Here is a 12,337-nt window from a genome sequence, read left to right as displayed (position 1 = left end):
GGTCAACGAAATGAGCCTGGAAGGCGAAACTGACAGGGGGCTTCGGCCCCCTTTCTTTTTTCAAGTGCGAGTCGGTTTTTGAGCAGGGGATTGCCAGATTATCTCGCCCGGGTCGGGCAAGAGTTGCCGAAACCTGTGTGGGCCATTTTGCCCGGCAAACCTCCGCAGATGCGACTCGGGCAAACACGCAGAGATTGGCCCGAATGGAGCAAAATCAATCGGAGCGGGTGACTTGTCCTTTGAGTGGCTTTCTTTTGGCGCATGTCCGGACGCAAACACTTAAGAAGACACACTCAGGAGGCAAATATGAAACCGCAGAAATTGGCCGTAATCTCGGCGCTGGCCCTTGGACTTCCGACATTGGCGTTGGCCCAGAACGCAGCTGACACCAACGGCGATGGCGTGCTGACAATCGACGAGGTTCAGGCCGTTGTGCCAGAAGTTGACGCCGAGGGTTTCGCGCAGATGGACGCAAACGGCGACGGCGCGCTAGATCAGGATGAGATCACAATCGCCCAACAGGCAGGACTGTTGCCGCCCTCCAACGGTTGATCCACTTAGAAAAATGGCGGCCCGATTTATTCGGGCCGCTTATATTTCAGTAGGTTACGAAGGCAAGTGAATGTTAAATCTGTCGCGGAGTTCGGCATCCAGAAGAGGATCAAATCTGGCCGAGGATGGCACCGCCAGAATCTCTTCTTTCCGCTTCACCGCTTTCTCGATCAGATCAGGTTTTCCAAGTTCAACCCATTCTTTTGGAGACGAACGGTCGCCAAAGGTTGGATAGACGTAGTCCGCCTGCATACGGCCCAGTGTCGCATCTGTCCCTAGATAGTGACCGGGGCCGCCCATGCAGACCTCGGCCATCTGATCCAGCGCCAGAGTTTCATCCGACACTTCAATTCCACGTACGCAGCGCTGCGCTTGTCCGATCAGATCGTCGCTTAGGATTAAGCTCTCATGGCAGAAGCCCAGCAGTGAGGCGTGCATGCCTGCGGCCTCATAAACCATATTCAGGCCCGAAAGTCCGGCCATGACGTTGGAGCACATCTGTTCCCAACCAGCCTGCATATCAGGCAGTTTCGCGTCCGATGCACCCGCGGCGGCTCCGCCAGGCAGGTCATAGAAATGGTGCATTTGGGCACAACCAGCGGTTAGCAGGGCTTGTTCCCCAGAGCCGATAGACATTGCACCGGTGCGCAGATCCAACCCAAAGGGCCAGGTGCCAAAAATCGCAGGCGCACCGGGCTTTACGGCGTTTACATAAACCAAACCGGCCAGACATTCAGCCGTGGCTTGCGTTATCGCCCCGGCAACTGTCGAGGGCGCTGTGGCTCCGGCCATGCCGGCGGACAGCAGCAGAACCGGCATGCCAGCCCTGATGCATTCCTCCATCACCTCGCAGCTTTCGGTGGCGAATTTCATCGGTGGTACAACAAAACAGTTGGAGTTGGACATGAAAGGCCGTTCGCGCCACTTGTCCTCTCCGCCTGCAATCATGTGCAGCATTTCGATCGCGGGTGCGACATGGCTGGGTTCAGTAAAGGACGTGCCGATGTGTTTGAACGTACCGGAAGTGGTGGCGTAGACCGTGTTCAGGTCCATCTCGAGGTTGTCCGCAATATCGCGACACACCATAGGACGTTGAACAAAGTGAATGTTTTCAAGCTGTTCACAGATGCGGGAGGCATCGTGGAGATCCTGAAGGGTCGAATCACGATATTCCTGCCCGTGCACATCGACCATGCTGACCGCCGCCCCGGCCGTTCCATAGTGAACCCGGTTTCCCGACAGTTCCAGATCGGACTTTCCATCCCGGCTGTACAGCGTGACCGAACGATTTGCTTTGGCGATAGTGTCTTCGACCAATGCACGCGGGAAGCGGATGCGGCCATCGTCGCCTAGGGAACAACCGGCGGCCACCAGATAATCGATCCCGCTTTGTGGCGCATCGGCAAGTCCGATAGTTTCCAGCGCCGTCAATGCGGCCTCATGGATACGCTCAATCTGGTGCTGAGTCAGTACCTTCAGCGTTCCACCCTCCATGCCGGGTCGAATAGGGCGCAAATGCTCTGGCAGTGCCGAGGCGCGGGCTGCACGGCGTGCAGCGCGGCCACCGCTACGGGATGAGTTTCGGGTTTGTTCGTTCATTTTGGAATCCGGTCGAAGAAATGCGTATTGGGTTGAGTGAACTCAGACCGCTGCTGGTCGCCCTCGTGCCGCACGTCCACGATCCGCTCCGATGGTGCGGCTGACCAGACGTATTTTCCAAACTTCGTTGTGCATTGTGTTCCAATCTAACTGAGCTCATAGTTTCAACGCTCAGCGTCACAATCTGTTCTGTTTGCGACCTGCAAATGAATTTCCATGCAAAAATTTCACCGGCGATGGGAACAGGTTAAATTGATATACAGAAATGTTTTTTTTCCGTTACGCTAAAAATCTGTTAACCTATCCCTAGTTAATTTTGAGACAACTGTTGGTTTGAATTGGAAGTCAGTGCGGATTTTCCTTCTGTTGGATATCTCCGCATTATTTTATGGACCGCTTCTGGTTTATTGGAGGGCTTGATGAAGTCAACGATTGCCGCACTCGTCATCGCGCTGTTCGCAGGTGTCGGGCCGGTATTGGCAGAAGACTGGACCGGAGCATATGCAGGTTTCAGTTTCGGCTATGCGGATGTTGACGGATCAGGCAATGTTGGCGGAAGCGATGTCGGTTTTGGCCCTGTGATCGGATACGACTACGATTTTGGAAATTTCGTGTTGGGTGGTGAACTGGAATACAACTGGCTCAACCTTGATCTTGGCCAGTCGGAAGGCAGTTTAGACAGCATGTCGCGTTTGAAATTACGCGGGGGCTACGATTTCGGTTCGGCACTGGGATACGTCGTCGTCGGCGCAGCGCGGGCTAGCACATCGGGCGATAGCGACACGGCAGCAGTATACGGCATCGGTGTGGCTTATCCTCTGGGTGATCGCTTCGTGATCAGTGGCGAGGCGTTGAGACAGGATTTTGAGAATGTTCCTCAGACAGGTGGGAAGCTTGACGCAAACGTCTTCAACCTGCGCACTACATTCCGCTTTTAACAAACGCTTTAGGTAGGTTGAATAAACCACTTCGCGCTCTTCAAAACCACCAATCAGATACGATTGGTTAAGGTTGCTTGAACTTTCTTGGGGAGCGACGTGCGTATGATATCGTAGGATGATTCAAGGCGGTGGCGCATTTCTTCAGATTCTGTTGACCAGGGCAGACGAACCCAACTGCGATGGAAGTATGGTGCCTTGATCCCAACTCCAGCATCGATCAGCATTTGGGCTGTCTCAATGTCAGGTGTCTTGACTGACACCCCATCCCCGACTGAGCCGACGCAGGCGAACATTTTGCCGCCCACTTTCCAGGCGTCGTGACCTCCGCCCCAGGGATCGGAAAGCTCGGCCCCGGGCAGTTCAGCGCAAATGGAATTGACGTATTCACGGCTCATGAGAGGCAGAGTGCCGATACGGCTGGTAAAACTCAAGACTTGGCTCAGCGTAAAACTCGTGCTACCCACGGCGCATGAACCAGAAAACCTGCATCATTATTTGCTGCATTACCTGCTGATTTATCAAGCGGGCCGGTTTCTTTCGTTTTCATCCCTGAGACAAGTTGCTAAGCCCGCGCCAACGCGTGACGAACATGCTGTTTCAGGAGCACGACCCGATGACGACGATCAAACTGCACAACACAAGGACACGGACGAAAGAGGATTTCGTGCCGATCGATCCAGGCAATGTGCGGATGTATGTCTGTGGTCCGACGGTTTATGACCGCGCCCATCTTGGGAATGCGCGGCCCGTGGTGGTGTTCGACGTGCTCTATCGTTTGCTGCGGCACGCTTATGGTGCGGATCACGTGACCTATGTGCGCAATTTCACCGATGTGGACGACAAGATCAACGCCACTGCTTTGGCGCGCAAACAGGCCGGAGCAGAAGGTACGCTGGAGCAGTTGGTTCAGGAGCGCTCGGACGAGACCATAGGCTGGTACTTGCATGATATGGGCGCGCTTGGGGCGATGGAGCCGAATGCAATGCCGCGCGCCACGGAATATATCGCGCAGATGGTCGCAATGATTGAGGACCTGATTGCCAAAGGGCATGCCTATGCTGCCGAGGGTCATGTCCTGTTTGCGGTGGACAGTTGGAAAGAAGATTATGGTAGGCTGTCTGGCCGCTCGGTCGATGACATGATTGCCGGTGCGCGGGTTGAAGTCGCGCCTTACAAGAAAAACCCGATGGATTTCGTGCTGTGGAAGCCTTCGACCGATGAGTTGCCTGGCTGGGACAGTCCTTGGGGACGCGGGCGTCCGGGTTGGCATATTGAATGCTCGGCTATGAGCTATGAGCTGTTGGGCGAGAGCTTTGATATTCATGGCGGCGGCAACGATCTGATGTTCCCGCATCATGAAAATGAGATTGCTCAGAGCAAATGCGCACATCCGCATGGAGAATTCGCGCGCGTCTGGATGCACAATGAGATGCTGCAGGTCGAGGGCAAGAAGATGTCCAAGTCGCTGGGCAATTTCTTCACTGTGCATGACCTGTTGGAGCAAGGTGTGCCGGGTGAAGTGATCCGGTTTGTATTCCTTCAGACACACTATCGCAAGCCGATGGACTGGACCGAGAAGAAGGCGCGTGAGGCCGAGGCGACGTTACGCAAGTGGCGGGCGCTGACGGCGGGCATCGAGCCCGCCACCACCGCAGCACCTGCGGTCATCGATGCGCTTGCGGATGATCTGAACACGGCAGGTGCAATCGCGGAACTTCATCGGCTCGCGGCCGAGGGAGAGGCCGCATCACTGTTGGCAAGTGCTCAGGTGGTCGGCCTGTTGGTGGACGATATGGGCGCTTGGGCCGAGACCGCTTCAGCTGATCTGTCATCTCATGCAGAAAAACTGGCCGAAGCGCGAGCGTTTGCGATGCAGAGCAAGGACTTCTCTGAGGTAGATCGCCTTAAGGCAGCATATATCGCTGCAGGGCTTGAGGTTCGGATGAGCAAGGATGGTGTGGAGTTGGTACCCGGCGCCGGGTTCGATGCCACCAAGCTGGAGGGGGTCGAATGACCAAGGAACGCCTTTATCTTTATGACACCACGTTGCGTGACGGGCAGCAGACGCAGGGCGTGCAGTTCTCGACCGCTGAGAAAGTGCAGATCGCGCAGGCGTTGGATGGGCTGGGTCTCGATTATATCGAAGGGGGTTGGCCCGGGGCGAACCCGACCGACAGTGCGTTTTTTGAGAGCGCTCCCAAGACCTCGGCCCGTATGACCGCGTTTGGGATGACCAAACGCTCTGGTCGGTCGGCAGAGAATGATGACGTTTTGGCGGCCGTCATGAATGCCGGAACGCCAGCCGTTTGTCTGGTGGGAAAGTCACATGATTACCATGTGACTCATGCGCTTGGCATCTCGTTGGAGGAAAACACTGAGAACGTAAGGGCTTCGGTCGCGCATATCGTGGCGCAGGGGCGTGAGGCCTTGTTCGATGCCGAACATTTCTTTGATGGCTATAAGGACAACCCGGAATATGCGGTTGAGGTCTGTCGTGCAGCGCTTGACGCCGGTGCACGGTGGGTCGTCTTGTGCGATACCAATGGCGGCGCGTTGCCCGCCGAGGTCGGGCGGATCGTGTCTGAGGTGATTGTTGCCGGTCTGCCAGGGGATCGTTTGGGTATTCATACCCACAACGATACTGAAAACGCGGTGGCCTGTTCGCTGGCCGCTGTGGATGCGGGTGCGCGGCAGATTCAGGGCACTCTGAACGGGCTAGGGGAGCGCTGTGGCAATGCCAATCTGACCGCACTGATCCCGACTCTGATGCTGAAAGAGCCCTATGCCTCGCGTTATGAGATCGGAGTGAAGCCCGAGGCTCTGGCCGGGCTGACCCGGATCAGCCGGATGTTGGATGACATCCTGAACCGCGTGCCCAGCAAGCAGAGCGCCTATGTCGGCGCGTCGGCGTTCGCCCATAAGGCCGGGCTGCATGCCAGCGCGATCCTCAAGGATCCAACGACCTATGAGCATATCGATCCTGCAAACGTCGGGAATGCGCGCATCATTCCGATGTCTAACCAGGCTGGGCAATCGAATCTGCGCAAACGTCTGACCGATGCGGGATTGGCCGTTGAAGCGGGTGATCCGGCATTGGGACGCATCCTTGAGCGAATCAAACTGCGCGAGGCCGAGGGCTATTCCTATGACACCGCGCAGGCCAGTTTCGAGCTGTTGGCGCGGGATGAGCTGGGGCAATTGCCCGAGTTCTTTGAGGTCAAGCGCTATAAGGTCACCGTTGAGCGCCGCAAGAACAAATACAACAAGATGGTCAGCCTATCGGAGGCAGTTGTTGTTGTGAAAGTGGATGGCGAGAAGAAGTTATCGGTCAGTGAGTCGCTGGATGAAAGCGGCAGTGACCGTGGTCCGGTGAACGCGCTGGCAAAGGCTTTGGCCAAGGATTTGGGGCAATATTCTCAGATACTGTCGGATATGCGGCTGGTCGACTTCAAGGTGCGCATCACTCAAGGTGGGACCGAGGCGGTGACTCGCGTGATCATCGATAGCGAAGACGGGCAGGGACGGCGCTGGTCCACTGTCGGTGTCAGCGCGAACATAATCGATGCCTCGTTCGAGGCGCTATTGGACGCGATCCAGTGGAAACTGGTGAACGATTGTGCCCCGCAGTCCGCGGCAGCCGAATAGGGTGGAGTTCGACGACGACATCAAGGCTTGTGCAGCGCTGGTGCATCGGGCCGATCCTGATCGCTTTATGGCGGCCATGGCCGCACCGGTCGAGGCACGGGCTGCCCTGTTCCCGATCTATGCGCTGAACGTCGAAGTGGCGCGCGCACCGTGGGTGACGCAGGAAAGCATGATCGCTGAAATGCGCCTGCAATGGTGGCGCGATGCCTTGCAGGAAATTGCCGAAGGTCCATCCGTTCGTCGGCACGAAGTTGTCACGCCGTTGTCGCGTATTCTCTCACCGCATCTGGCGGCGCAATTGGATGAATATGTCGCCGTAAGGCGTTGGGATATATACCGCGATCCGTTTGAGGATGAGAAGCATTTTGACTCCTATATCGACCACAGCGCCGGATCGTTGATGGTTGTGTCGGCGCAGGCTTTGGGTGCGTCGGATGAGACTGTTCTTCGAAATTTTGGTTATGCGGCCGGGATTGCGAATTGGATGCGTGCTATTCCCGAGCTCGAGTCGCGAGGTCGTATCCCATTGTTAGACGGCACACAGGATGGTGTTCGGACCTTGGCGCAGAAAGCGTTGGACCGGCTGGCGCGTGCGCGATCTGCGCGTGGCGAAATAACGGCGGCAGCACGGCCTGCACTCTTTGCAGGGTGGCAGACAGAATGGGTGCTGCAGGCGGCCTTGGCACGGCCAGAACGTGTGGCAGCGGGTGCCTTAGCGCAGGGCGAAATTCGCCGTCGGTTTTCTTTGATGAAGACAGCCGCGACAGGGCGCTGGTAAGTCAGGCAGTTTGAGGGTCTGACGGCCTTAGCACCAGCCACAACAGCGCGCCTCCTGCCAGTGTCAGCAGCGGGATCATTGCTAAATTCACGGCTGTCCAGCCCTCGACCGCTGAGCCGCCCGAGCAATTCATCAGCCCGCCGGACGCCAACGACGCAAAGGTGACGCCGCCAAAGACCATAAGGTCGTTCAGGCCCTGCATCCGCCCGCGCTCGTGCACTTCGTGCGAGTCGGCGAGCATGCTGGTGGCGCCGATGAATCCAAAGTTCCAGCCGATTCCCAGCAGGATGAGGGCGACGAAAAAGTTACCCAGATCTATACCCTGCAGGGCAACAAGGCCCGCGCCGCCAAGGATGGCCAGACCAAGGGCCACGATTTTTTCAACGCCAAATCTTGCAATTAGATGGCCGGTGAAAAAGCTAGGAATATACATCGCCAGTACGTGGCTGGTTACGATATCTGCGGCATCACCTTCGGTATATCCGCATCCGACAACGGCCAAAGGTGTAGATGTCATCACAAGGTTCATCAACGCGTAAGAAACCATCGCGCAGATGATCGCCACTGCGATACGCGGGGTTTTTAGCAGCTCCAGCCGCGTGCGGCCCTTGGGTTCATCCTCGCTAGGCTTGGGTGGAGTGGGAATATCAAGAAAGAAGAAAAGGGCAGAACCCAGTACGTTGATTGCAATCACAGACAAATAAGTGCCCAGAAACGGGATCGCATAGGCTTGCGAGGTCAGCTTTACGATCTGTGGTCCAATGATGGCCGCCGCGAGCCCCCCGGCCATGACGTAAGAAATTGCCTTGGGCCGGAACGCATCAGAAGCGGTGTCGGCTGCCGCAAAGCGATAGAAGCCATGCGCGCTCATATAGATGCCGGTCAGGAAGCTGCCAACAAGGAACACAGGGAATGAGCCGAGATAGAGGCCGTAAGCCCCGATAATGCCACCGGTAGCACCCGCTGTGGAGCCTACAAGGAACCCTGCGCGGCGTCCCCAGCGTTGCATGATGGCCGAGATCGGCGTGGCCGCCAGCATCGAACCCAGAACGATCAGTGAAATCGGCAGCGTCGCGAGGCAGGCGTTACTGGCCAGCGATTGCCCGGCCAATCCGCCGACAATGAACATGATCGGCATCTGCGCACCCAAGATCGCCTGGGCCGCCACCAGAACGGCGACGTTTCGTTTGGCCTGACTGTCGTCGGGGGTGGCAGTGATCATTGTCATGGGCGAATGGTTATCTACGATTGAGACTAGGCACAAGCGGCTTGCATATGCGGCACATCCGCCTAACGTGCGGACGAGGATCACTTATCGGAGAGCGCATGTCCGTCGGACGCATCATCGAAACCCCGGACTGCGTGAGTGAAGGGGCCGAATGGCTGGCAGGGGCCTGCCCCCGTATGGCCTATGCGATGGAGCAAACCGGCCCTCTGCCGCTCAGGCGCAAGCCTGACGGGTTTGCACAACTGCTAAGCGCCATTGTCAGCCAACAGGTCAGCGTGGCCTCGGCAAACGCGATCTGGAAGCGGTTGCAGGACGCAAAACTGACCGGCCCGCGTAAGATCATTTGGGCCACGGATGATGATCTGCGGGGGGTGGGTCTCAGCCGTCAGAAAATCCGTTATGCCCGAGCCTTGGCCGAAGCGCGGATCGACTACAAAGCACTTCGTGATGCCCCGGATGACGAGGTGGTCGCAATTCTGACCGAGGTACCGGGAATCGGTGTTTGGACCGCCGAGATTTATGCCATGTTTTCGCTTGGTCGCGCTGACGTGATTGCGCCAGGTGATCTGGCGTTGCAGGAAGCGGCTCGAATTCTTTACGACCTGCCAGAACGACCAAAAGACAAAGAGTTACGTCAGATGGCTGAAGCATGGTCGCCCTGGCGATCGGTTGCGGCCCGGGTGCTGTGGGCCTATTACCGGGTCGCAAAAGACAGAGAAGGGATCAGATGACACGAGTTTTGAATGCGCTCCGAAAAGAGCCGGTTTCGGGGGATACACGCTCGGTCGTTGTGTTCGTTCATGGTTATGGCGCCAATGGGGCTGACCTTTTGGGGCTGGCGGATCCGCTGGGGGAACATCTACCGGATACTCTGTTCGTGTCACCCGACGCGCCGGAACAGATCCCAGGTATGCCCAATGGGTTTCAATGGTTTCCGATTCCGTGGATTGATGGCTCGTCCGAAGAAGAGGCCCGCCGTGGTATGGAAATGGCCGTCGAGGATTTCAACGCGTTCCTCGACGCGCTGATGGTTGACGAGGATGTCCTGCCCGAACAGGTTGTGCTGTTCGGTTTCAGCCAGGGTACGATGATGAGCCTGTATGTCGCCCCGCGCCGTGAAGATCCTGTGGCCGGAATTGTCGCGTTCTCGGGTCGGTTGTTGGAACCTGACTTGTTGCCGGACGAAACCGTCAGTCGGATGCCGGTGCTGCTGGTGCATGGCGATGCCGATGATGTGGTGCCGCCGCAATCGCTGCCTGAGGCGGCTGAGGCGTTGCAGGTCGCTGGTTTCAAAGAGGTCTACGCCCATGTGATGAAAGGCACCGGTCACGGGATCGCTCCGGATGGCTTGAGTGTTGCACTGGCCTTCATGCGGGATAAGCTCAACCTCTGATCTCTGGGCGTCTACTAAAGGAGCATTTGATGCTGATCGTGACAGGTATTGTGGAAGTTGCCGAAGAAGGCGTCGAAAAAGCCTCGGTTGCTGCGCAAAAAATGGTCGCGGAAACCCTGAAAGAGCCAGGATGCATGATCTATGAGTTCAGCCAAGTTCTGGGCCATGCGACCCGGTTTCGGGTTTATGAAGAGTGGCAGGATCAGACTGCGCTGGAAGCCCACTTTGCGACCCCGCATATGGCCGCGTTTCAGGCTGAATTGGGTGAGGTCGGCGTGACCTCAAGCGAGATCTACCGCGTGATCGGGGGCGAAAAGCAGCCGCTGCGCTAGCCGGTCAGTCCCACAACCAACCTTCTGAGAACTCGACCGAATTGCCCGCCGGGTCTCGCACATACAGCGACAAGGCCCCATTGGGCCAGTCAAATTCGGCGTCGATAGGGATGTTCCAGTCCAACAGGTGCTTACGCATCACTGCGATCTCGTCGCGGGTGAGGACAAGACATACGTGACCGGGGCCGCGAGCGCCATGTGGTGGGACCGGAAGTTCCGGGTTGCTCGGCGGTTTTTCGGTCTCGTCGGCAATGAACAACAACAGGACTGACCCGCCGATCCGATAGAAGACATGGCGGTTGGTTGCGCGCTGAATCTTTTCGAGGCCCAGTATTTGACCGTAGAAATCCTCGGCCGCGTCCAGATCGTCGACATAAAGTGCGGCTTCAAGGATCGCCGACGGGGCAGGAATGTCTGGTGTGACTTTCATGCCGTAAGTATATCACATCACGCAGTTTTTGTCATCGGCGCGGACGTCGGTCGCGTTTGCGTGCTGGCGCTGCACTTATTGAGGGCATCGGCAGGCTGTCCCACTGACCGGGGTCAAGGCCGTCCAAAAACCAGTCGCCGATCCGTGCACGGATCAGGCGCAGTGTTGGATGCCCGACTGCTGCGGTCATCCGGCGAATCTGACGATTGCGGCCCTCGCGTATGGTCAGTTCGACCCAACTGTCCGGTACGGTCTGGCGGGCACGTATCGGCGGGTTTCGGGGCCATAAGCCTTCGGGCTCGTCAATCAGACGGGCCTTGGCAGGGCGTGCCAGTCCGTCCTTTAGCTCAATCCCATCGCGCAGTGCCTTCAGCACGGCCCCATCCGGGATACCCTCGACTTGAACCCAGTAGGTCTTGGCCATCTTGTGCTTGGGATCGGATATCTGTGCCTGCAACTTCCCATTGTCGGTCAGCAGCATCAAACCTTCGCTGTCCCGATCCAAACGCCCGGCAGGATAGACGCCGGGCAGATCGATGAAATCCGACAGCGTGCTGCGAGGTGAATCCGCATTGGCGCGGTCTGTGAACTGCGGCAACACATCATAAGGTTTGTTAAAGCGGATAAACCAGGACATACCCCCGCCATACCGCCCGGACCACGGCAGCGCAACCTGTGGATAAATGTTACTTATCTGTTACGGAATCGGCCTAAGCATTACTCGAGATGTTGTGTAAAATCGGGACTTGTCAGAGTTTTAACACGATATATAGTTAAGTTAAGGCCGGGGCGGGTGTTCCCCGCTCTGATGTCACAAACGGGCAGTACAGAGCGAGGAGCGATTCTGTTATGGACGGAGACTTCAGGACCGAATTTGTCAGGGAACCCGGTGCGCTAAGGCATCATCCGGCATTGGTTCTGAACGCCGATTATCGCCCGCTTTCGTATTACCCGTTATCTCTGTGGCCCTGGCAAGAGGCGATCAAGGCGGCCTGGTTGGACAGGGTGGATATTGTGGCCGAGTACGACGAGGTCGTCCGAAGCCCGAGCACCGAAATTCGAATACCTTCGGTCGTTGTCCTGAAAGATTATGTAAAACCCAGAAAGCGCGTGGCCTTCACGCGCTTTAATTTATTTTTGAGGGACGAATTCAAATGCCAGTACTGCGGAAGCCGCGGAGAACTGACCTTTGATCACGTCGTCCCGCGCGCTGCCGGAGGTGTGACCAGTTGGCAGAACGTCGTGGCAGCCTGCAGCCCATGCAATCTGCGTAAGGGGTCAAAGTCGCTTCGGCAGGCCAGAATGTCTCTGAGCAAACCGCCGCGTCAGCCGGACGCTGAAGCCCTTAGAAATATTGGCCGTAAGTTTCCACCTAACCATCTGCATGATAGCTGGATTGATTTCCTATACTGGGATGCCGAATTGGATCAGCAATAACA

Annotated in this window: 14 protein-coding genes; 9 read left to right on the top strand and 5 right to left on the bottom strand. The window is 56.9% G+C overall.

All coding sequences use genetic code 11. The features are described 5' to 3' along the window. Positions 1-306: 306 nt before the first annotated feature. A complete protein-coding gene (locus ACR0KN_RS03765) occupies positions 307-552 on the top strand; it encodes an EF-hand domain-containing protein (protein WP_170539906.1) in 246 nt (81 codons plus the stop codon). A gap of 54 nt (positions 553-606) precedes the next feature. Here the strand turns inward: ACR0KN_RS03765 and ACR0KN_RS03760 are convergent, their stop codons facing one another. Continuing rightward, entirely contained in the window at positions 607-2,151 is a 1,545-nt protein-coding gene (locus ACR0KN_RS03760; RefSeq protein ID WP_480651464.1) for a trimethylamine methyltransferase family protein, read from the bottom strand. Positions 2,152-2,570: 419 nt separating this feature from the next. On the opposite strand from ACR0KN_RS03760, the gene ACR0KN_RS03755 reads away from it, so the two are divergent. Beyond that, positions 2,571-3,089, top strand: a complete 519-nt coding sequence (locus tag ACR0KN_RS03755) for an outer membrane protein (protein ID WP_480651463.1) — start codon at positions 2,571-2,573, stop codon at positions 3,087-3,089. 53 nt (positions 3,090-3,142) lie between these two features. Here the strand turns inward: ACR0KN_RS03755 and ACR0KN_RS03750 are convergent, their stop codons facing one another. Further along, a complete protein-coding gene (locus ACR0KN_RS03750; protein WP_170779289.1) occupies positions 3,143-3,487 on the bottom strand; it encodes an MmcQ/YjbR family DNA-binding protein in 345 nt (114 codons plus the stop codon). A 218-nt stretch (positions 3,488-3,705) separates the two neighbouring features. On the opposite strand from ACR0KN_RS03750, the gene cysS reads away from it, so the two are divergent. Genes cysS through ACR0KN_RS03735 form a run of 3 tightly spaced genes read left to right on the top strand, consistent with a single transcriptional unit; the run spans position 3,706 to position 7,515 of the window. After that, entirely contained in the window at positions 3,706-5,106 is a 1,401-nt protein-coding gene (gene cysS / locus ACR0KN_RS03745; protein ID WP_480651462.1) for a cysteine--tRNA ligase, read from the top strand. Next, on the top strand, positions 5,103-6,737 hold the full coding sequence (gene cimA / locus ACR0KN_RS03740) for a citramalate synthase (RefSeq protein WP_480651461.1): 1,635 nt from the start codon (positions 5,103-5,105) through the stop codon (positions 6,735-6,737). The genes cysS and cimA overlap by 4 nt, the downstream gene beginning before the upstream one ends. 1 nt (position 6,738) lies before the next feature. Next, positions 6,739-7,515: a squalene/phytoene synthase family protein gene (locus ACR0KN_RS03735; protein ID WP_480651460.1), complete on the top strand. Its 777-nt coding sequence runs from the start codon at positions 6,739-6,741 to the stop codon at positions 7,513-7,515. Position 7,516: 1 nt separating this feature from the next. On the opposite strand, the gene ACR0KN_RS03730 is transcribed toward ACR0KN_RS03735, so the two are convergent. Beyond that, entirely contained in the window at positions 7,517-8,743 is a 1,227-nt protein-coding gene (locus ACR0KN_RS03730) for an MFS transporter (protein ID WP_480651458.1), read from the bottom strand. Between the two features lie 98 nt (positions 8,744-8,841). On the opposite strand from ACR0KN_RS03730, the gene ACR0KN_RS03725 reads away from it, so the two are divergent. Genes ACR0KN_RS03725 through ACR0KN_RS03715 form a run of 3 tightly spaced genes read left to right on the top strand, consistent with a single transcriptional unit; the run spans position 8,842 to position 10,468 of the window. Then, positions 8,842-9,474, top strand: coding sequence for a DNA-3-methyladenine glycosylase family protein (locus ACR0KN_RS03725; protein ID WP_480651456.1), 633 nt, complete (start codon positions 8,842-8,844; stop codon positions 9,472-9,474). After that, the gene (locus ACR0KN_RS03720) at positions 9,471-10,136 is read left to right on the top strand and encodes an alpha/beta hydrolase (RefSeq protein ID WP_480651454.1); all 666 of its coding nucleotides are present in this window, start codon (positions 9,471-9,473) and stop codon (positions 10,134-10,136) included. Before ACR0KN_RS03725 ends, ACR0KN_RS03720 begins: the two co-directional genes overlap by 4 nt. A 29-nt stretch (positions 10,137-10,165) precedes the next feature. Next, positions 10,166-10,468, top strand: coding sequence for a putative quinol monooxygenase (locus tag ACR0KN_RS03715; protein ID WP_170774106.1), 303 nt, complete (start codon positions 10,166-10,168; stop codon positions 10,466-10,468). Between the two features lie 4 nt (positions 10,469-10,472). Here ACR0KN_RS03715 and ACR0KN_RS03710 read toward each other — a convergent pair whose 3' ends face one another. Together ACR0KN_RS03710 and ACR0KN_RS03705 are read right to left on the bottom strand one after the other, a co-directional pair. Then, the gene (locus ACR0KN_RS03710) at positions 10,473-10,898 is read right to left on the bottom strand and encodes a VOC family protein (protein WP_170777137.1); all 426 of its coding nucleotides are present in this window, start codon (positions 10,896-10,898) and stop codon (positions 10,473-10,475) included. Between the two features lie 31 nt (positions 10,899-10,929). Then, the gene (locus ACR0KN_RS03705) at positions 10,930-11,535 is read right to left on the bottom strand and encodes a pseudouridine synthase (RefSeq protein ID WP_480651451.1); all 606 of its coding nucleotides are present in this window, start codon (positions 11,533-11,535) and stop codon (positions 10,930-10,932) included. Between the two features lie 212 nt (positions 11,536-11,747). On the opposite strand from ACR0KN_RS03705, the gene ACR0KN_RS03700 reads away from it, so the two are divergent. Further along, on the top strand, positions 11,748-12,335 hold the full coding sequence (locus ACR0KN_RS03700) for an HNH endonuclease (protein WP_010440254.1): 588 nt from the start codon (positions 11,748-11,750) through the stop codon (positions 12,333-12,335). Positions 12,336-12,337 lie beyond the last annotated feature (2 nt).

This window comes from Ruegeria sp. AP7 (assembly GCF_056539905.1).
Note: the sequence above shows the minus strand (reverse complement) of the source record. Positions and strands in the feature narration are given on the sequence as shown.